General features: G+C 72.9%; 17 protein-coding genes, 1 tRNA gene and 1 riboswitch. Of the genes, 11 read left to right on the forward strand and 7 right to left on the reverse strand.

Features of this window, described 5'->3' with window-relative positions; all coding sequences use genetic code 11:
• The first annotated feature begins 1 nt into the window (after position 1).
• From O7628_RS12635 to O7628_RS12645, 3 genes are read left to right on the forward strand one after another with little or no spacing between them, the layout of a single operon-like run.
• Positions 2–1,495 (forward strand): serine/threonine-protein kinase, encoded by a 1,494-nt coding sequence (locus tag O7628_RS12635; RefSeq protein ID WP_278130531.1) that lies wholly within the window; start codon positions 2–4, stop codon positions 1,493–1,495.
• Positions 1,492–3,309, forward strand: coding sequence for a Stk1 family PASTA domain-containing Ser/Thr kinase (pknB, locus tag O7628_RS12640; protein ID WP_278130533.1), 1,818 nt, complete (start codon positions 1,492–1,494; stop codon positions 3,307–3,309). The genes O7628_RS12635 and pknB overlap by 4 nt, the downstream gene beginning before the upstream one ends.
• A 32-nt stretch (positions 3,310–3,341) precedes the next feature.
• A complete protein-coding gene (locus O7628_RS12645) occupies positions 3,342–3,683 on the forward strand; it encodes a hypothetical protein (protein ID WP_278130534.1) in 342 nt (113 codons plus the stop codon).
• Between the two features lie 20 nt (positions 3,684–3,703).
• Here O7628_RS12645 and O7628_RS12650 read toward each other — a convergent pair whose 3' ends face one another.
• The 4 genes from O7628_RS12650 to O7628_RS12665 all read right to left on the reverse strand — a co-directional run bounded on the left by O7628_RS12650 (position 3,704) and on the right by O7628_RS12665 (position 7,225).
• Complete coding sequence (locus tag O7628_RS12650) at positions 3,704–4,354, reverse strand: aminodeoxychorismate/anthranilate synthase component II (protein ID WP_278130535.1); 651 nt, start codon at positions 4,352–4,354, stop codon at positions 3,704–3,706.
• Between the two features lie 2 nt (positions 4,355–4,356).
• Entirely contained in the window at positions 4,357–4,635 is a 279-nt protein-coding gene (locus O7628_RS12655; RefSeq protein ID WP_278130536.1) for a hypothetical protein, read from the reverse strand.
• A gap of 2 nt (positions 4,636–4,637) precedes the next feature.
• Positions 4,638–5,948 (reverse strand): class E sortase, encoded by a 1,311-nt coding sequence (locus O7628_RS12660; RefSeq protein WP_347405157.1) that lies wholly within the window; start codon positions 5,946–5,948, stop codon positions 4,638–4,640.
• 470 nt (positions 5,949–6,418) lie between these two features.
• Positions 6,419–7,225 (reverse strand): DUF881 domain-containing protein, encoded by an 807-nt coding sequence (locus O7628_RS12665; RefSeq protein WP_074475669.1) that lies wholly within the window; start codon positions 7,223–7,225, stop codon positions 6,419–6,421.
• A 228-nt stretch (positions 7,226–7,453) separates the two neighbouring features.
• Here O7628_RS12665 and O7628_RS12670 point away from each other — a divergent pair, with 228 nt between their 5' ends.
• The 6 genes from O7628_RS12670 (at position 7,454) to O7628_RS12695 (ending at position 15,282) form a co-directional block, all read left to right on the forward strand.
• Positions 7,454–7,717, forward strand: coding sequence for a cell division protein CrgA (locus O7628_RS12670; protein ID WP_278130538.1), 264 nt, complete (start codon positions 7,454–7,456; stop codon positions 7,715–7,717).
• A gap of 327 nt (positions 7,718–8,044) precedes the next feature.
• A complete protein-coding gene (locus O7628_RS12675) occupies positions 8,045–10,240 on the forward strand; it encodes a (Fe-S)-binding protein (RefSeq protein WP_278130539.1) in 2,196 nt (731 codons plus the stop codon).
• 104 nt (positions 10,241–10,344) lie between these two features.
• Positions 10,345–11,655: a hemolysin family protein gene (locus O7628_RS12680; protein WP_278136297.1), complete on the forward strand. Its 1,311-nt coding sequence runs from the start codon at positions 10,345–10,347 to the stop codon at positions 11,653–11,655.
• Positions 11,648–12,649 carry a hemolysin family protein gene (locus O7628_RS12685; RefSeq protein ID WP_074475666.1) on the forward strand — a complete coding sequence of 334 codons (1,002 nt, stop codon included), beginning with the start codon at positions 11,648–11,650 and terminating at the stop codon, positions 12,647–12,649. Before O7628_RS12680 ends, O7628_RS12685 begins: the two co-directional genes overlap by 8 nt.
• Before the next feature lie 209 nt (positions 12,650–12,858).
• Positions 12,859–13,875 (forward strand): C40 family peptidase, encoded by a 1,017-nt coding sequence (locus tag O7628_RS12690; protein WP_278130540.1) that lies wholly within the window; start codon positions 12,859–12,861, stop codon positions 13,873–13,875.
• Between the two features lie 213 nt (positions 13,876–14,088).
• A riboswitch (cyclic di-AMP (ydaO/yuaA leader) is annotated at positions 14,089–14,229 on the forward strand.
• A gap of 12 nt (positions 14,230–14,241) precedes the next feature.
• The gene (locus tag O7628_RS12695) at positions 14,242–15,282 is read left to right on the forward strand and encodes an NlpC/P60 family protein (protein WP_074475665.1); all 1,041 of its coding nucleotides are present in this window, start codon (positions 14,242–14,244) and stop codon (positions 15,280–15,282) included.
• A 131-nt stretch (positions 15,283–15,413) separates the two neighbouring features.
• Here the strand turns inward: O7628_RS12695 and dcd are convergent, their stop codons facing one another.
• On the reverse strand, positions 15,414–15,992 hold the full coding sequence (dcd, locus tag O7628_RS12700; protein ID WP_074475664.1) for a dCTP deaminase: 579 nt from the start codon (positions 15,990–15,992) through the stop codon (positions 15,414–15,416).
• Positions 15,993–16,118: 126 nt separating this feature from the next.
• Between dcd and O7628_RS12705 the strand changes: the two genes are divergently transcribed.
• Positions 16,119–16,724, forward strand: coding sequence for a pyridoxamine 5'-phosphate oxidase family protein (locus O7628_RS12705; RefSeq protein ID WP_278130541.1), 606 nt, complete (start codon positions 16,119–16,121; stop codon positions 16,722–16,724).
• 72 nt (positions 16,725–16,796) lie between these two features.
• On the opposite strand, the gene O7628_RS12710 is transcribed toward O7628_RS12705, so the two are convergent.
• Entirely contained in the window at positions 16,797–17,780 is a 984-nt protein-coding gene (locus O7628_RS12710; RefSeq protein ID WP_074475662.1) for a zinc metalloprotease, read from the reverse strand.
• A 243-nt stretch (positions 17,781–18,023) separates the two neighbouring features.
• Between O7628_RS12710 and O7628_RS12715 the strand changes: the two genes are divergently transcribed.
• Positions 18,024–18,097, forward strand: a tRNA-Gly gene (locus tag O7628_RS12715).
• A 141-nt stretch (positions 18,098–18,238) separates the two neighbouring features.
• Here the strand turns inward: O7628_RS12715 and O7628_RS12720 are convergent.
• Complete coding sequence (locus O7628_RS12720; RefSeq protein WP_278130542.1) at positions 18,239–18,877, reverse strand: SAM-dependent methyltransferase; 639 nt, start codon at positions 18,875–18,877, stop codon at positions 18,239–18,241.
• Positions 18,878–18,966 lie beyond the last annotated feature (89 nt).

Below are 18,966 nucleotides of genomic sequence, written 5' to 3' on the forward strand. Positions count from 1 at the left end.
CATGCTCAGCCCCGGGGTCCAGCTCGGCAACCGCTACCGACTCGACGAGCGGATCGCCAGCGGCGGCATGGGCGACGTGTGGCGCGGCACCGACCAGGTGCTCGGCCGCACGGTCGCCGTGAAGAGCCTGCTCCCGGCGCTGCTCGACGACCCCGACTTCGCCGAGCGCTTCCGCGGCGAGGCCCGCACCATGGCCACGATCAACCACCCCGGCGTGGTCGACGTCTACGACTTCGGCCACGACCAACAGATCGCCTTCCTGGTGATGGAATACATCGAGGGCGACGCGCTCTCCTCGACGCTGGGGCGGGTCGGCCGGCTCACCCCGGCGCGCACCATGGCCCTGCTCGCCCAGGCCGCCGACGCGCTGCACGCGGCGCACTGCAAAGGCATCGTGCACCGCGACGTGAAGCCCGGAAACCTGCTGGTCCGGCCCAACGGCACCCTCGTGCTGACCGACTTCGGCATCGCCCGGTCGGAGCTGGTCGCCCAGCTCACCGCCGCCGGCTCGGTGCTCGGCACCGCCTCCTACATCTCCCCCGAGCAGGCCACCGGCGCGGTGGCGACGCCCGCCTCCGACGTCTACGCCCTGGGCGTGGTCGCCTACCAGTGCCTCGCCGGGCGGCGGCCGTTCGAGGGCGACAACCCGCTGGAGATCGCCATGAAGCACGTCCGGGACACCCCCCGGCCGTTGCCGGCGGACATCCCGCCCCCGGTCCGGGCGATCGTCGAGCGGGCCATGGCGAAGGACCCGGCCGCCCGCTGGCCCAGCGCCGCCGCGCTCGCCGGGGTGGCCCGCCAGGCGAAGCTCGCGCTCGGGCAGCAGTCCCGGGGCGGCGGCCACGTCGGGCAGGTCTCCGCCGCACCGGCGTCCCCGGCCGGCCCGCAGGCGCGCGCCCAGGTGCCCCCCGCCTCCCGGCAGCAGCCCCGGCCGCCCGCGGTGGCGCAGCGCCCGGTGCCGACCTCCGGCCCGCCGCAGCAGCGTCCGGTCCCGGCGTCGGCCCCGCCGCAGCAGCGGCCCCCCGTGGCGGCGCCCCGACCCCCGGTCACCCACCAGCCCCCGGTCACCCACCAGCCCCGCCCGCCGGTGGTGCACCAGCCGCCCCACCCGCCGGTGGCCAACCCGCCGGCCTACCCGCGCGGCGCGGCGACCGTGCCGCCGCCGGTCCCGGTCCGCCAGGCCAACCCCCTCGCGTACGCCCGCCCGCCCGGCCCGCCCCCGGCCCCGCCGCAGCAGTCCAGGTCAGGAGCGGTCTGGCTGTTCATCCTGGTGGCCACCCTGGTTCTGCTCTGCTCCGGCGTGGTTTCCTACAACCTGCGGAAGAACACTGCCGCCGGGGACCCCGGCGGGTCCGGCACCCGGGTCGTGGCGTCCGGCGCGGTGCAGGCCGGTGGGCGCGACGATCCGTCCGGGACGCCGTACCGTCGGGTGGAACGACCACTCCTGCCGGGCGGCGGCGAGACGACCACGAGCGAAGGACGACAGACGCGATGACAGCGCAGGCCCGCCTGCTCGGTGGCAGGTATCAGGTCGGCGAGCTGCTCGGCTACGGCGGCATGGCCGAGGTGCACCGCGGCCGTGACCTCCGGCTCGGTCGGGACGTCGCGATCAAGATGCTCCGTGCCGACCTGGCCCGCGACGCCACCTTCCAGATGCGGTTCCGCCGCGAGGCGCAGAACGCCGCCTCGCTCAACCACCCGGCCATCGTCGCGGTCTACGACACCGGCGAGGAGACGGGGCCCACCGGCGAGACGCTGCCGTTCATCGTGATGGAGTTCGTCAACGGGCGGACCCTCAAGGAGGTGCTCGGCGTCGAGGGGCGGCTCCAGCCGCGCCGGGCGCTGGAGATCTGCGCCGACATGTGCGCCGCGCTGGAGTTCAGCCACCGGCACGGGATCATCCACCGCGACATCAAGCCCGGCAACGTGATGCTCACCCAGACCGGCCAGGTCAAGGTGATGGACTTCGGCATCGCGCGGGCCCTGGCGTCCGGCGCGACCACGATGACGCAGACCAGCGCGGTCATCGGCACGGCGCAATACCTCTCACCCGAGCAGGCGCGCGGCGAGGCGGTCGACGCCCGCTCCGACGTGTACGCCGGCGGCTGCGTGCTGTTCGAGCTGCTCTGCGGCCACCCGCCGTTCGTCGGGGACAGCCCGGTCAGCGTGGCGTACCAGCACGTGCGGGAGGCCCCGCCGACGCCGAGCGACATCAACCCCGACGTCAACCCCGCGGTCGACGCGATCGTGCTCAAGGCGCTGTCGAAGAACCCCCTCAACCGCTACCAGAGCGCCGGCGAGATGCGGGCCGACCTGCTCCGCGCGGCGGCGGGCCGGCCGGTGCTCGCCACCCCGGTGATGCGGGAGGCCGAGACCGCGCCGATGTCGGCCGCCGGGTCGGGCTACCCGACCCAGGTCGTCGGTGGCGCGGCCACCCGGCAGCAGCCGCCCGCCCGGGTCGGCGACCCGCGCCAGCGCCGGGCCTCCTCCTGGGTGATCGCCACCTTCGCCGCGCTCGGCGTGCTCGCGATCATCGCCCTGATCACCGCCTTCCTGATGAACGGGAGCGGCACCGAGAAGATCCCCGTCCCCGACCTGACGGGGCAGACCCAGGCGGCGGCAGTGGCCCAGCTCGAACAGGCCGGCCTCGTCCCCGCCGTCGGCGACCCGATCGCCAACAGCACCTGCAAGAAGGACACCGTCGCGGCGCAGCAGCCACCGCCGACCACCCAGCTGGAGAAGGGCCGGGGCGTCACCATCCAGCTCTGCTCCGGCAAACCGGAGGTGACGATCCCCAACGGGCTGGTCGGCTCCCAGTTCGACAACGTCGAGCCGCAGCTCAAGGCCCTCAAGCTCAAGGTGGTGAAGAAGGAGGTCAGCAGCTCCTCGCCGGAGGGGATCGTCACGAACGTCTCCCCGAAGTCCGGAACCAAGGTCGCGGAGGAGAGCACCGTGACCCTGGAGGTCTCCCGGGGCAACGTCCGGCAGGTGCCGAACGTCGTCGGCTCCTCGGCCAACGACGCCAAGCGCGAGCTGGAGCAGGCCGGGTACGTGGTGCAGATCGTCGACGGCGACGAGGTCCCCGCCGACCAGGCCGGCAAGGTGTCCGGCCAGAACCCCCGGGGCGGCACGGAGCTGGAGCGGGGCAAGCGGGTCACCATCGAGGTCGACATCCCCGAGCCCACCCCCGACCCGACCGAGCCGACGGGCGGCCCGACCACGCCCACGCCCACCCCGACCGAGGACGGCGGTGGCAACGGCGGCGGCTTCCCCTTCCCGACCCCGCCGGTGCGCCCCAACCAGGACTGACGCCGGCCGACGGGTGTCCTACCATCTGGCCGATGGAGATCGGAAGCACACGGAGCGGATCGAGGGCGCGCACCTGGGTGACGCCGGCCCGGGTCGCGTGGCTCGGGGCGGCAGCGGTGGCGCTCCTGCTGATCGTGCCGATCCGCATCCTCGGCCCGGGTGACCACGAGCGGCAGAGCTGCGGCAACACGCTACAGACCGACCTGGACCGCTGGCGGGGCCCCTCGGACGGGGACTACTGGGAGAAGGCGTACCGGGCCTGCAACTCGGAGCGCATCGACCGGATCGGCCAGGCCGTCGGCGTCGTCTCGTTGACGGTCCTGGCCGTCACCCTGCTGACCGCGCGTGCCCGTCGGCGGGGCGACGAGCACTGACGGTACGACCCACGAGGCCGTCACACCGGGGCGAAGGCGGCCCGGCGGCGCGCATCCACCTCGGCGGCCAGCGCCGGGGCGCGTTCCAGTGCCGCCGGGTGGCCACACGCGGCGAGCCAGTTCGCCAGCATCAGGTGACCGCCTTCGGTCAGCACCGACTCCGGGTGAAACTGGACGCCCTCGATCGGCAGGGTGCGGTGCCGCATCGCCATGACCACCCCGGAGCCCGTCCAGCCGGTGACCTCCAGCTCCTCGGGCAGGGTCTCGGGCAGCACGGCGAGGGAGTGGTAGCGGGTGGCGGTGAACGGGTCCGGCAGGCCGGCGAGCACCCCGACGCCGTGGTGGCTGACCTCGGAGGTCTTGCCGTGCAGCAGCTCGGGGGCGCGGGTCACGGTGGCCCCGAACGCCTCGCCGATGGCCTGGTGGCCCAGGCAGACGCCGAAGATCGGCAGCTCGCCCGCGTACCGGTGGATGACGTCGAGGCAGATGCCGGCGCGGTCGGGGCTGCCCGGCCCCGGAGAGAGCAGGACGCCGGCCGCGCCGACCCGCCCCACGTCCGCGACGTCGATCTCGTCGTTGCGCCGCACCTCGCAGTCCACCCCGAGCTGACCGAGGTACTGCACCAGGTTGAACACGAACGAGTCGTAGTTGTCGATCACCAGGACGCGCATCGTCACCTGCTCGGAGAGGGGGGCGGGGTGTTGTTCTGCTCGGTGTCGTACGGCAGGTCGTGCTCGTCGCCGGCCGGCGGGGCGTCGCCGTCCACGCCCGGGCCGCCGCCCGGCACCCCGGAGTCCTGGGTGACCTGGACGTCGTCGAAGGGGAGCAGCGGCTCCGCCCACGGGAAGACCACGTACCAGAGCAGGGCCACCGTGGCGGCGGCGAGCAGCAGCGAGCCGATCAGCTTGCCGGGCACGCCCAGCGGCAGCTTGCGCCAGATCCAGGCATACATCGTCAGCCCTCCAGCTCCGCCGGTCGGCCCGCCGACTTGGGCTGCGTACGGGTCAGCTCGGCGTGCACGATCAGGCGCTGGTAGTTGTCGAACTTCGGATTGCAGGTGGTCAGGGTGAGCACCTTCTTCGTCGGCTTCGCGTCCGGCTCCATCGGCACCGGGGCGACGACCTCGACCTGGTTGGGCTTGACGATGCGCGACTTGTAGACCTGGTAGACGTACCACTCGGTCTTGCCCTCGACGACGATCGCGTCGCCGGGGTCGAGCTCGTCGAGCCGCCAGAAGGTCGCCCGGTTGCGGTGGCCGGCGACGGAGAAGTTGCCCACCTCGCCGGGCATCGCGCTGTCCGGGTAGTGGCCCGGGGCGTAGCGGATGTCCTGCTGGGTGACCCCCTCGACCACGACCCAGTTCTTCTCGAGCTTCGGGATGTAGAGCCCGGCGAGCGGCTTGCCGTGCGCCGGCGGCTTGGCCTTCGTCGACGCGCTGGCGCTGGGTGCCACGGTCGGATCGCCGGTGGGGCCCCACGCCTGGGCGAGCTGGTTGCTGAGGTCGTTCTGGTGGGCGTCGACGATGGCCGACTTGCCCCACACCTCGTAGCCGGCGAAGAGGAGCACCACCAGGCCGAAGGTGATCAGCAGCTCGCCGGTGAACCGTACCCCGGTGCGCAGCCGGCTCCAGAACGTCGGCCGGGTCAGGTCGGAGTAGACGCTCTTGTAGCCCTCGTCGGTCTGCTCGGCCCGGAGCTGGACCACCCGCTCGCCCCGGCGTGGGCGGGGCGGCTCGGCCGGCTCCGCGCCGGTGGCGGCCTCGTCGCCGCTGTCGGGCAGGCGCGGCACCGCGCCCATCAGCGCGGTCGCGTCGGGGGCCGGAGGCCGAGGGGGCACGGCCGGGATGACGGCGGTGGCCGCCGGGTCGGCGGGGTGACCGGTGCCGCCCGGCGGGACCGGACGCCCCGCGCCGGGGGGCACCGGAGCGGGCGACACCGGGCCGGGCCGGTCGGCCGGGCCGGTCGGCGGAACGCCGGGGCGGTGGCCCGTGGGCGGGGTGCCGGGGTGGCCCGTGGCGGTCGGCACCGGGCCGGGGCGACGGTCGGCAGGGGTGCGGTGGACCGCGTCGGGCGGCACGGTGCCCGGGAAGCCGGCCCCACGGGGTGCCCCGGACCGGTCGGCGGCGCGTGCCTCGACGGGGGGGAGGAAGGCCGTCGGACCGTCGGCGTCGTGCGCCGGGCGGGGTGGCGGCCCGAACTCGGCCGGCCGGCGGGCCGGGACGTCCACGGGTGGCCGGGCGGGCGTGGCCTGCGGGGGCGTGCCCATCGGGGGAGGTGCCGGGGCCGGTGGCCCGGCCGCGGGTCGTTGCGGGGCGCTGGCGAACCAGTCGGGGGCGGGCCCGGGGTCCGTTGCCGGCGCGGGCCGCTCCTGGGCGGTGCGGGGCCCGGCCGGGGGCGGAGCCGCCTCGGTGGGCACCCGGTCGGCCGTCGCCGGCTGGTGGACGTGAGGCGTCGGCCGGTGGACGTGAGGCGTCGGCCGGTGGACATGGGGCGTCGCCGGGCGGGGCGTCAGCACCGGGGTGGGCCAGGGGCCGGTCGGGCCGGGCCGCTCCGCGTGGACCGGGCCCGCAGGATCGGCGGTCGCCGGGCCGGGGGTCGCCGGGCCGGGGGCGGCCTGGTGACGGATGGCGGCGCCCGGGTCGGCCGGACCGGCGCGGTCGAGCCTGGGGAGGAAGGCGGTGTCATCCCCTTGCCGGTCCTGGTGCCGGCCGTCCCAGCCGTCGTCCGGCCTCCGGGTCACCGGGGCACCGTCGCCGAGCGTAGGGCTGTCGAGTCCTCGAACGCCGGCACCGTGACCGTCGAGACGGTCTCCCGGTAGCCCAGCTGGAAGTCGTTGACCGCGCCCTTGAACATCTGCACTCCCTCAGACGCGGCGAGGGCCTGCCGGAGCGCAGCGGGGTCGCCGATTGCAACGATCTTGAATGGAGGGGAGTACACCCGCCCATGGAGCAGCAGGGTGTTACCTACGCAGCGTACCGCGCTGGTGGCGAGGACGCGGACGTTCATGATTGACATCGCCTCCGCGCCGCCGGCCCAGAGCGCGTTCACGACGGCCTGCACGTCCTGCTGGTGGACGACCAGGTCGTCGTTGGTGGCCCCGTCGGGCAGCTCCTGGTCCGCCCGCCGGACGGCGTCGTTCAGCTCGACCGTGACGCCCACGCCGGTGAGCGCGGTGAACCCGGCGTCCTGCCGGCTGGCGGCGGCGCGGTCCCGCTGCTCCCTGATCGGGCCGTCGGAATCGGCCAGGGTGGCCGTCTCGTCCTCGACCTCGGCCCGGAGCTGGGCGGCCCGGCGCTCGCTCGCGGCGACCTGCGTGCGGCGGTCCTCGATGAGCTGGGTGAGCTGGGGCCGGCGGTCCTCACGCAGCGCGGTGCCGCCGGCGGTCGTCGCGGTGGTGGTGAACAGCAGCCCGGCCGCGGCGGCGATCAGCGGCACGCCGATCGACCAGCCCGGCCGCCGCTGCCGGGGACGCCGGGGCAGGAGGCCGGCGACCGCCCGGCGGAGGACCTTCTGCCAGGAGGCCGCGCCTGACGTGTACTCCACCGAGCGCTCCTTCCGCGTCGTCTCGTGTCGGCCCGCGACGACGCGGGCCGGTGCGGCGACCCGAACAGTCCCGCCTTTTTCGGTCACTCCATGCATCGGCCTGACCCCATTCATGGCCTGAACGGGTCATCCGGACTACGCTAGCTGTCGAACATTATTGGCCATGGACCGTCGCCCCCGCGCCCGGTTGTCAGGCCGGACGAGGTCGTCACCCCTCTGGAGAGCGTCGTGCCCAAGTCTCAGGTCCGCAAGAAGAAGGTGTACACCCCGCCGACGGACGTGCGTCCGACGGCGACGGCGGCGACGCGCAAGCCTAGCCCGGTCTGGCTGCCGGTCACGGCGGTCGCGCTGATCGTGAGCGGCATCGCCTGGCTGGTGATCTACTACCTCTCCGAGCAGGAATACCCGGTGATGTCGTGGGGTTACTGGAACCTCGCGGTGGGCTTCGGCGCTATGGTCGCCTCCCTGGTCCTGCTCTCCCGCTGGCGCTGACCGGCGGACCCGGCCGTCACCTGCCGGCCGGGCGGCGTTCGACCCGCCCGGCCTGCCCTTGTGGCGCGCTCCACGTCACCCCGCCGAGCCCCTGCCCGGCGTTTCGGCGTCGGGCACCCTATGGTGTCCGCAGGGCGGCGCGGCTCGGCTGCGAGATGACTCACGTTACTGCTGGGTAACTCTCGCGTAGGCTGCACTGCATGACCGAGCGGGACGAGGTCATCGACCGGTCCGGTCGGGGTGCGACGAAGGCGCAGCGCCGGTCGCGCCCCTGACCCGGCCGGCCGCCGAGCCGCTCGACAGGCAGCAGACCGGGAGGCCAACTCGATGGGCAGCGTCCAGATCGTCACCACGATCCTCGCGGCCGCCATCACCGCCGTGGCGGTGTGGCTTGCGGTACGCGCGGTCATGAAGATCGTGGCAGTCGTCCGGCTGGGTCAGCCCGACCCGGAACGGTTCGGCGACCGGGGCACCCGCACGAAGACGATGCTGGCCGAGACCGCCGGTCACACCAGGATGCTGCGCTGGAGCGTGGTCGGCGCGGCGCACTGGTTCGTCATGGTCGGCTTCATCGTGCTGTCGCTGCTGGTCCTGGAGGCGTACTTCGAGGTCGTCTCCCCGACCGGCGGCCTGCCGCTGATCGGCGGCCTGGCGGTCTACGGCCTGGTCACCGAGCTGATCGCGGTGCTCGGCACGGTCGGCATCGTGGTGCTGATCGCGATCCGGGTCCGCAACCGGCCCACCCGGCCGGGCGGCCGGTCCCGGTTCACCGGCTCGACCATGTGGCAGGGCTACTTCGTCGAGGCCGTCGTCCTCGCCGTGCTGATCATGGGCTTCGTGATCCGGGGCTTCAAGGTGGCCACCGACCACTTCGAGTACCCGCTGTGGGCCACCCCGGTCAGCCACGCCGTCGGCGCGCTGCTGCCCGACTGGTCGGCCGGCGTCAGCATCGCCGCCCTCATCAAGATCGCCATCTCGATGACCTGGCTGATCGTCATCGCGCTCAACGTGACCATGGGCGTCGCCTGGCACCGGTTCCTCGCCTTCTTCAACATCTTCTTCAAGCGCGACCCGGGCCGGCCCGGGTCCGGGCTCGGCGCGCTGCGGCCCATGATGAGCCAGGGCAAGCCCCTCGACTTCGAGGAGGCCGACCCCGAGAAGGACCAGTTCGGTGTCGCCCAAATCGAGCAGTTCACCTGGAAGGGCCTGCTCGACTTCAGCACCTGCACCGAGTGCGGGCGGTGCCAGTCGCAGTGCCCGGCCTGGAACACCGGCAAGCCGCTGTCGCCGAAGCTGCTCGTGCTCAGCCTGCGCGACCACGCGTACGCCAAGGCCCCGTACCTGCTGGCCGGCGGCGGCAAGGACCTCACCGGCGAGGAGAAGGCCACCGCCGCCCAGCTCGCCCACATGGACGTGCTGGCGCTCGCCGAGGCCGAGAAGCCGCTGATCGGCGGTGCCGAGGACGGCGGCGTCATCGACCCGGACGTGCTCTGGTCCTGCACCACCTGCGGCGCGTGCGTCGAGCAGTGCCCCGTCGACATCGAGCACGTCGACCACATCGTCGACATGCGCCGCTACCAGGTGCTGATCGAGTCGAGCTTCCCGTCCGAGGCCGGCGTCATGCTGCGCAACCTGGAGAACAAGGGCAACCCCTGGGGCGCCCCGCAGAACACCCGCGAGGACTGGACCAAGGGCCTCGGCTTCGAGGTGCCGCGCGTCGGCGAGGTCGACGACTTCGAATACCTCTTCTGGGTCGGCTGCGCCGGCGCGTTCGAGGACCGGGCGAAGAAGACCACCCGGGCGGTCGCCACGCTGCTCAACGAGGCCGGCGTCTCCTTCGCCATCCTCGGCGAGGGCGAGACCTGCACCGGCGACCCGGCCCGCCGGATCGGCAACGAGTTCGTCTTCCAGATGCTCGCCCAGCAGAACGTCGAGACGCTGAACGAGGCGTTCGACGGCCGGGAGCTGAGCAAGCGCAAGATCGTCGCGACCTGCCCGCACTGCTTCAACACCCTCGGCAACGAGTACGGGCAGCTCGGCGGCGAGTTCGAGGTGGTCCACCACACGCAGCTCCTGGCCCACCTGGTCAGCGCCGGCAGGCTCACCCCGGTGCAGCCGGTCGACGGCGGCCTCACCTACCACGACCCGTGCTACCTGGGCCGGCACAACCGGGTCTTCGCCGCCCCCCGCGAGGTGCTGGGCGAGTCCGTCGCGGGCGGGATCACCGAGATGCCGCGCAACAGCGAGCGCTCCTTCTGCTGCGGCGCCGGCGGCGCCCGGATGTGGATGGAGGAGAAGATCGGCAAGCGGATCAACGTGGACCGGGTCGAGGAGGCCATGTCCACCGGGGCGCGGACCATCGCCGTCGGCTGCCCGTTCTGCTCGACGATGCTCAACGACGGGGTCAACGGCAAGGGGGCCGGCGAGCAGGTCGAGGTGGTCGACGTCGCCAGCGTGCTGCTCCGCTCCCTCAAGCCGGCCGATGCCGCCGGCGAGAAGGAGACCGCCACCTCCGGCAGCTGACCCGACGAGGCCGGTGCCGCGCGTAGTGATGTGCGGCCCGGCCCGTCGTGGAACAATCCTGCCGAGGTGAACCGATCATCGACAGTCTTCTGGTTGCCACGGTGTTGCCCCTGGTCGGCTTCGTGCTGCTGACCGCGGGCAACGCGTTCTTCGTAGCGGCCGAGTTCGCCCTGGTCACGGTGGACCGGCCGGAGATCGACCGACGGGCCGCCGCCGGCGACGGCGCGGCCAGGACGGTCCGCCGCGCGCTGCACGAGCTGTCCTTCCAGCTCTCCGGCGCGCAGCTCGGCATCACCATCACCGCCCTGCTCACCGGGTATCTGGCCGAACCGGCGCTGGCCCGGCTGTTCGCCCCGGCGCTGCACCCGCTGGGGCCGGCGGCCGACCGGTTCACCCCGTTCCTCGCCCTGGCCCTGGCGACCCTGCTGTCCATGCTCTTCGGCGAGCTGGTGCCGAAGAACCTGGCGCTGGCCCGGCCGATGCCCGCCGCGCTGGCCACCGCCCGGGGGATGCGCGGCTTCTCCCGGACGTTCGGGTGGCTGATCCGGGGGCTGAACAACTCGGCGAACACGCTGGTCCGGCGGCTCGGGGTGGAACCGCAGGAGGAGCTGGCCAGCGCCCGGTCCCCCGAGGAGTTGGGCCTGCTGGCCGCGATCTCGGCCCGCGCCGGCGCGCTCCCGCCGGACACCGCGATGCTGCTGCGCCGCACCATCCGCTTCGGCGACAAGCGGGCGGCCGAGGCGATGACCCCCCGGGTGGACGTGATCGCGCTGCGGGCCACGGCGAGCGTCGCCGAGCTGCTGACCCTCGCCCAGCACACCGGGCGGACCAGGTTCCCCGTCTTCGAGGAGACCCTCGACCTGGTCACCGGCGTCGCTGCGGTGCCGGACGCGCTGGGCGTGCCGCTGGCGAACCGAGCCCGGACGACCGTCGCGTCGGTCGCCCGCGAGCCCGTGTACGTGCCGGAGAGCCTCGACCTCGACGGCGTCCTGGCCGCCCTCAAGGCGGCCGGCGCGGACCTGGCCATCGTCGTCGACGAGTACGGCGGCACCGACGGCGTGGTGACCGTGGAGGACCTGGTGGAGGAGCTGGTCGGGGAGATCGCCGACGAGTTCGACCCGGACGCGGTCGACGACGGCGGGCCGGTCGAGCTGACCGTGCCCGGCGGCGAGCGGACCGTCCTGGTCGACGGGGTGCTCCGCGAGGACGAGCTGGTCGAGCAGACCGGCTTCCGGCTGCCCGAGGGCCCCTACGAGACGCTCGGCGGCTTCCTGATGGCCCGGCTCGGGCACATCCCGGTGGCCGGCGAGACGGTCGAGGAGGGCGGGTACGAGTTCACCGTGGTCGAGGTGGAGCGGCACCGGATCGAGCAGGTGCGGGTGCTGCGCCCGGAGGAGCCCGGGGACGATGCCTGAACTGCTGGTAACCGTGCTGCTGCTGCTCGGCAACGCGTTCTTCGTCGGCAGCGAGTTCGCGCTGATCGCCTCCCGGCGGACGGTGATCGAACCGCTGGCGGCCGGCTCGAAGCGGGCCCGCTGGGCGCTGTCGGCGATGAACCAGATCCCGCTGATGATCGCCGGGGCGCAGCTCGGCATCACCATCTGCTCGCTGGGCCTCGGCGCGATCGCCGAACCGGCGCTGGCCCACCTGATCGAGCCCCTCTTCCACGCGCTGGGCCTGCCCGACGGCGCCGTGCACCCGGTGGCGTTCCTGATCGCCCTCGGCGTGGTGGTCTTCCTGCACACCGTGGTCGGCGAGATGGTGCCGAAGAACATCACCCTGGCCGGGCCGGAGCCGTCGGCGCTCTGGCTGGGGCCGGCGATGCTGGCGTTCTGCACGGCGACCAAGCCGCTGCTGCTGGCCATGAAGTGGGCGTCGCGGCAGGTGCTGCGGATCTGGCGGGTCGAGGCGACGGACGCGGTCAAGACGGTGTTCACCGCCGAGGAGCTGGCCGGTCTCGTGTCGCAGGCGCGGACGGAGGGCCTGCTCGACGCCGAGGAGCACGCCCGGATCACCGGGGCGCTCGCGCTGCACACCCGCACGGCGGCGGACGCCCTGCAACCCTGGTCGACGGTGACCACAGTGGCCGAGGACGTGTCACCGGCCTCGCTGGAGGTGCTGGCCACCCGCACCGGCCGGTCCCGGTTCCCGGTGGTGCAGCGCGCCACCCGCCGGGTGCTCGGCTTCGTGCACGTCAAGGACGTCCTCGGGTACGCGGGCGCGGAGCGCCGCGCCCCCGTGCCGGCCGGGGTCTACCATCCGCTGGCCGTGGTGCCGCCGGACCGTACGCTGGCCGACCTGCTGCTGTCGATGCGCCGCGAGCGACGGCACATGGTGCTGGTGAGCGACGGCCGCCGCCCGCTCGGGGTGGTGACCCTCGACGACGTGCTGACCGCCATCGTCGGCTGACGGCCGGGCCGCCACCGTGCCTGTCGTCTCCGTCGCCGCAGCGCCGCCCACACCCGTTGTGCAGGAACGGTTTGCGGGGCGTCACGGTGTGCGGACCCGCCTTGATTCCTCGCGCGGGACTCCCCTAATGTGAGGCGCTGACCGCTGTGGGTCGTCTGCCTCGATCTTCCCTCTCGCGAGGCGCCCGGCGGTCGGTTGCGAAGGAGTCGGTGCCGGTGGCAACCATGCCCCCTCATCGTCATGCCCCGGAACGGTCAACCGCTCGCCCGGGTGGTGCCCGCCGTTTCGCACGCCGCCTGCTCACCCTGGTCGCGGCGGTCGCCGTCGGCGCCGGGACACTGACCGCGCCCGCGTACGCCGAGCCGTCGGTGGACGAGATCGAGGCGCAGATCGACAAGCAGTGGGAGCAGCTTGAGCCCACCATCGAGCAGTACAACAAGGTGTCTGTGCAGCTGAAGGCGAATCGGGAGAAGGCGAAGGCGCTGGAGAAGAAGATCCAGCCGCTGGCGCTGGAGACCGAGCTGGCGATGAACCGCGTCGGCGACCTCGCCTCCCGCTACTACATCTCGGGTCCGTCGCAGGACATCGGCGCGCTGCTGGTCAGCACCAAGCCGGGCACCCTCGCCGAGCAGCTGACCATCCTGGACCGGCTGGCCGCGCAGGAGCGCAAGCAGGTCGAGGGCGTGCTCGCCGTCCGGGCGAAGTACGACACCGAGAAGCAGAAGCTCGACACGCTCATCGCCACCCAGGAGAAGCAGACCAAGGATCTGGCGGCGAAGAAGAAGCACATCAACGCCGAGATTAAGCGCCTCCAGGCGTCGATGCCGAAGACCGTGGTGTCCGTCCAGGGGTGCCCGACCATCACCGGCGTGATCAATTCGGATGCCCGCACCGCCATCAAGACCGCCTGCGCCCAGGTCGGCGACCCGTACGTTTTCAACACCGCCGGACCGGACACGTTCGACTGCTCCGGCCTGACCCTGTACGCCTACAAGGCCGCCGGGATCTACCTGCCGCACTTCACGGGCGACCAGTGGAAGCGGGGCAAGCTGGTGTCGCGCTCCGAGGCCCAACCCGGTGACCTGGTGTTCTTCTTCAGCGACCTGCACCACGTCGGCCTCTACATCGGCAACGGCCTGATGGTGCACGCGCCCCGCGCCGGCAAGCCGGTCAACGTGAGCAGCATCAACACCATGCCGATCGCCGGCTTCCGCCGAATCACCTGATCGCCCGGCCAGGCCCCCGCGAAGGCCGCGCCGCGCAGCACCACCCGAAGGCCCCCGGTCACCCGACCGGGGGCCTTCGGCGTGCGGCGGACATCGACGGCGGCCACGGGCCTGTACGGAGTGTCACGGCCGGTCGGGTTGCGGATCGACGGTGATCGTCTCTACTCTGGCCAATTGTCGGCCGGTAGCTGCACCGCCCAGCCGGGCGGTGACGGTGCGACACCGCCGAGTCGCCTCCGGGCGAGCCGGGGACCCAGGTACGCCGGGGTGAATCCGCAGCGGCGCTGCGGTAGGGCGCTCTCCCTTCCCGCCCGAACCCGTCAGCTAACCCGGTAGGCGGTAGAGGAAGAAGGAGAACGGAGCCCGGTGGCACTCCATGCCCCGCGGCGCCCGTCACGCCGGTCGGCCGACGCCGACCGGATGCCGGCTGCGCCGCGTATCCGCTGGTCACGCTGCACCACCGTCCTCGCCGCACTGGTCGGCGTCGCCGTCGTCCTGACCGGCGCACCGACCGTGGCCCACGCCGACCCCTCGGTCGCCGAGATCGAGCGGCAGATCGACGAGGACTGGAACAAGCTCGAACCGATCATCGAGCGGCACAACGCCACCCGGCAGGACCTCGCCGCCAAGCGCAAGCAGGCCGACGCGCTCGCCGCGCAGATCGGGCCGCTCCAGCGCCAGGTGGACGAGGCGCTGAAGAAGGTCGGCGGCCTCGCCGCCGAGGCGTACAAGGGCGACAACCTGTCGGTGGTCAACGCCCTGCTCGGCAGCCGCACGCCCAGTCAGATGATGGGGCAACTGGAGCTGCTCGACCGGTTCGCCCAGCGCCAGCAGCACGACGTCCAGGCGGTCGTCGACCTCCGCGACGAGCTGGCCGCGAAGAAGCGGCCCCTCGACGAGATGGTCGTCCAGCTCACCCGCACCGAGGCCCAGCTCGCCGCGAAGAAGAAGCAGATCAACGCCGAGATCGACCGCCTACAGAAGCTGCGGCTGAAGGTGTACGGCAACGGAGGCGGCGGCCCCCTGAAGCCCGCCCCCTGCCCGGCGTCCTACCCGGGTGGCGGCGCGGGGACGGCGGTGAAGTTCGCCTGCGCCCAGATCGGCAAGCCCTACGTCTGGGGCGCGGAGGGCCCGAACTCGTACGACTGCTCGGGGCTGATGCTGGCCTCGTGGGCGAAGGCCGGCGTCTCGCTGCCGCACAACGCGGCCCAGCAGCGGTCGGTGACCGCCCGGGTCAGCCGCGCCGACCTGCGCCCCGGTGACCTGGTCTTCTACTACTCCGACCTGCACCACGTCGGCATGTACGTGGGCGGGGGCTGGGTGGTGCACGCCTCCCGGGCCGGCGTCCCGGTGAAGATGAAGCGCGTCGACGACGGCCCGATCCACAGCTACGGCCGCCCCTCCTGAGGAGGCAAGGAAGGGCCCCTTCTTAACGCATACGGTCGAGAAGGGGCCCCTTCTCACACCCTGGCGAGGGCGGCGTGACGCGCCGCCGCCCACCGCAGCAGCACAGCAGCAGGAGGGTCAGCGGGGCGGCATCAGCGGGGCGGCCAGGTGCGCCAGTTGCGCCAGGAGCGGCTCGGGGTCGGGCCGCGCTGGCCCTGGTAGCGCGAGCCGTAGACCGCCGAACCGTACGGGTGCTCGGCCGGCGACGACAGCCGGAAGATGCAGAGCTGGCCGATCTTCATGCCCGGCCAGAGCGTGATCGGCAGGTTCGCCACGTTGGACAGCTCCAGCGTGACGTGGCCGGTGAAGCCCGGGTCGATGAAGCCGGCCGTGGAGTGGGTGAGCAGCCCCAGCCGGCCCAGCGAGCTCTTGCCCTCCAGCCGGCCGGCGAGCTGGTCGCCGAGCGAGATCACCTCCAGCGTGGAGGCGAGCACGAACTCGCCGGGGTGCAGCACGAACGGCTCGCCGTCGGGCACCTCGATCATGGAGGTCAGGTCGTCCTGCTGCACGGACGGGTCGATGTGCGTGTAGAGGTGGTTGTTGAAGACCCGGAAGAGCTTGTCGAGGCGTACGTCGATGCTCGACGGCTGCACCAGGGTCGGCTCGAACGGCTCCAGCGCGAGCGTGCCGGCCTTCAGCTCGGCGACGAGGTCGCGGTCGGAGAGCAGCATCGCAACACCATAGCGAGGTGCGTTGGTGGGACCGGTCAGCGGGGCTGGTCAGCGGGCCTGCGAATCGGATGCCCGACCCGCGCGTCGCGCTTCGCGTGTCGTACAGGTGTTCGATAGAATGCGGGCATGGCTTCCTGGTCCGAATTCGCCGCTGACGAGCCACGACTCGCCGACGGGATCCGTCATCTCATGCAGCAGTACGGGCCGGGCTTCGGCTACCTGGCCACCGTCCGCGCCGACGGCGGGCCCCGGGTGCACCCGGTCTCCCCGGTGATCACCGACGAGGGGCTCTTCTGCTTCGTCGTCGACTCGCCGAAGCGGCGCGACCTCGAACGCGACGGCCGCTACGCGCTGCACTCCTTCCCGCCGGAGGACAGCGACGACGAGGCGTACGTGGCCGGGCATGCCCGGCCGGTGACCGACCAGGCCCGGGTGGCCCGGCTCGCCGAGATCGGGCGGGCCGCGCCGCAGGTGGACTGGCGGCTCTTCGAGTTCACCGTCGACGTGGCGATGCTGGCCCGGCGCGGCGACGTCGGCGCCGTCCGCCCCGGCGAGGCGACCGACCGGCCCGCCGTGCAGGTCTGGCTCGACCCCGGAGCCGCCGGAGCCGCGAGCGCCGGCACCACCACCACCACCGACGCCGCGAGCGCCGCCCCGGGCGGGGGCGCGGTGGGCGTACCGGATCGGCGGTCGGCCCTCGACGGGCGCGGCGCCCATCGTGCGGCGGCCTGACCCCCCACAGACGCCGGTGCCGGCCCGTCGGGAGACGGAGCCGGCACCGGGGCGATCAGCAGCAGGGGTACGTCAGGCCGCGCGGTACGCGTTCCACGCGGTCAGCATCCGCTCCGCCTGGCCGGCGGTGAACTGGTACATGCACGTGTCGTAGGTGTAGTCCATGAAGTTGGTGATCGGGTCCAGCCCGGCCGCGGTGCAGGTGTCCCGCCCGGTCGGGCACTGGTACGCCGGCTCGGCCTCGGCCGGGGTGTCGCTCACGCCGTCGCCGGAGCCCCGGCAGCCGCCCTGGAAGGTGTGGTAGAGGTTCAGCCAGTGGCCGACCTCGTGGGTGCCGGTGTCGCCCTGGTTGTAGTTGGTGGCGGTGCCGCCCGGCAGCGACTCGGTCAGCACGACGACGCCGTCCATGCTGTCCAGCCGGCGCTTCGGGAAGGTGGCCCAGCCGAGCAGGTCGTCGCTCAGTTCGCCGAGGTAGACGTTGAGCGTGTTCTTGCCGCCCTCGCGCAGCGAGGTCTTCATCGAACGCTCGGCCGAGGAGCCCTGCACGATCGGGTACCACGCCGGGTTGGTGACCCGGTTGATCTTCTGGAGCTGGAAGCTGAAGGCGGTGGCCGCGCCGCCGGTGCCACCGCTGTAGGCCTCGTTCAACACGCTGATCTGCGAGTTGATCATCGAGTCCGGGATGTTGCCGCCGGCCCGGGTGCCGTCCTCCTGGATGACGTGCACGACGACCGGGATGGTCACGGCGGCGAGCGCGGCGGCGCCGGCACCGGTCCGGAAGTTGGCCCGCTCACGCAGGGCGGCGGCGAGGTCGGCCTCCCGCTCGCGGGTCTCCTTGGCGGTCAGTTCGTTCGGCTCCTGCTTGGCGTGCGCGCCGGCCTTCACCCGGGCGTCCGAGTGGACGTCGGCCGGCTCGGCGCACGCGTCGGCCGGTGCGGCGGAGAAGGCCGAAGCGGCCGGGACGACACCCACGGCGGCGGTGCTGAGCAGGAGCGCGAGGGTCGTCGACGCGACGCCGGCAGTGCGCCGGGTCAGCAGGTTGGGACGGAGTCCCATGGGCCCACCTCTTTCTGGCGGCGCGGCAGGGGGTGTGTCGCGCCGTGGCTTGAACGTGCGGGAGACGTTACAACCGATCGAGAGATTTGAGAATGGGCATATGTTGCCGCGATGAAAATCCTGCGCACCGTCGATGGCCTGCGGATCTTGGTCGCCGGGGTGTCGGCGTGGTCGGGCTGGTGGAGCACGTGAGGGGGTGCCTGGGTGCAGGCGGCGACGGCGTCGGGTACAGTGGGTCCGCCTGCGGGTGTAGTTCAATGGCAGAACATCAGCTTCCCAAGCTGACAGTGCGGGTTCGATTCCCGTCACCCGCTCCACGCACGAAGGCCCTGGTCAGGACGCGAGTCCGGAGCCGGGGCCTTCGACGTTCCGGGCGGCAACATCGCTTCATGTCGGCGACATCGCTGTGTCCTGGCCACCGGGACACCGCCACATCGCCGACATGGAGTCGATCATGGCTACCGGACGAACGTGAACAGCGTCGCTGCGGCGGTCAGCGGTCGGGGTGTGCCCGTGAACCGGTTCACGCCGACCGAGAAGAGCACCCCGTCCGGCGCGTGGAACGCCCGCTCGGCGAAACCGGAGTCCCGCAGCCAGCCCCGCAGCGCCGGGGTCAGGTCGGGGGCGCGCCGGGTCCGCGTCCAGATCACCGTGGCACCGGCCGCGCAGAGCTGCGGCAGGGCGGCCACGGTTCGGCGTACGTCATGGTCGTCGATGTTGCCGAAGACGCCCGCCATCAGCACCAGGTCGGCGGGCACCGAGCCCGCGTACGACGAGAGTCGGCCCGCGTCCGCCCGCCGGACGGTGACGTTTGCGAGGCCGGCCCGGGCGGCGGCTGCCCGGGCGACGGCGACGTTGCCCGGGTCGTACTCCAGGAGCGTGGCGCGGACGCGGGCCGCATCGGCCCGGCCAGCCAGCGCACCGACCAGGTCGTGTCCCTGGCCCGCGCAGGCGCTGACGACCCTCAGCGACTCGCCGGGGCGCTCGTCCAGCCATGAGGTGATCGCCCCGCGCACCAGCCGCAGCCGGCGGGACAGCGGCGAGTCCTCGTCGGCGTACGGCTCGTGCCACGCCCGCCAGTCGGTCCCGGTCGTCATGCCGTCGAGCCTGCCAGCCTGCCGCCCGGTCGGCAGCAGGCCCGCGCCGGGGCGCGGCGTCCGCGGCCGGCCGGGTCGTACGCTGACGT

Source organism: Micromonospora sp. WMMD956 (assembly GCF_029626125.1).
Lineage (GTDB): Bacteria > Actinomycetota > Actinomycetes > Mycobacteriales > Micromonosporaceae > Micromonospora > Micromonospora carbonacea.

Coding starts and splice junctions, on each gene's coding strand:
- O7628_RS12635 (WP_278130531.1), top strand. CDS start 2: ATGCTCAGCCCCGGGGTCCAGCTCGGCAACCGCTACCGACTCGACGAG.
- pknB (WP_278130533.1), top strand. CDS start 1,492: ATGACAGCGCAGGCCCGCCTGCTCGGTGGCAGGTATCAGGTCGGCGAG.
- O7628_RS12645 (WP_278130534.1), top strand. CDS start 3,342: ATGGAGATCGGAAGCACACGGAGCGGATCGAGGGCGCGCACCTGGGTG.
- O7628_RS12650 (WP_278130535.1), bottom strand. CDS start 4,354: ATGCGCGTCCTGGTGATCGACAACTACGACTCGTTCGTGTTCAACCTG.
- O7628_RS12655 (WP_278130536.1), bottom strand. CDS start 4,635: ATGTATGCCTGGATCTGGCGCAAGCTGCCGCTGGGCGTGCCCGGCAAG.
- O7628_RS12660 (WP_347405157.1), bottom strand. CDS start 5,948: ATGGGCACGCCCCCGCAGGCCACGCCCGCCCGGCCACCCGTGGACGTC.
- O7628_RS12675 (WP_278130539.1), top strand. CDS start 8,045: ATGGGCAGCGTCCAGATCGTCACCACGATCCTCGCGGCCGCCATCACC.
- O7628_RS12685 (WP_074475666.1), top strand. CDS start 11,648: ATGCCTGAACTGCTGGTAACCGTGCTGCTGCTGCTCGGCAACGCGTTC.
- dcd (WP_074475664.1), bottom strand. CDS start 15,992: ATGCTGCTCTCCGACCGCGACCTCGTCGCCGAGCTGAAGGCCGGCACG.
- O7628_RS12705 (WP_278130541.1), top strand. CDS start 16,119: ATGGCTTCCTGGTCCGAATTCGCCGCTGACGAGCCACGACTCGCCGAC.
- O7628_RS12710 (WP_074475662.1), bottom strand. CDS start 17,780: ATGGGACTCCGTCCCAACCTGCTGACCCGGCGCACTGCCGGCGTCGCG.
- O7628_RS12720 (WP_278130542.1), bottom strand. CDS start 18,877: ATGACGACCGGGACCGACTGGCGGGCGTGGCACGAGCCGTACGCCGAC.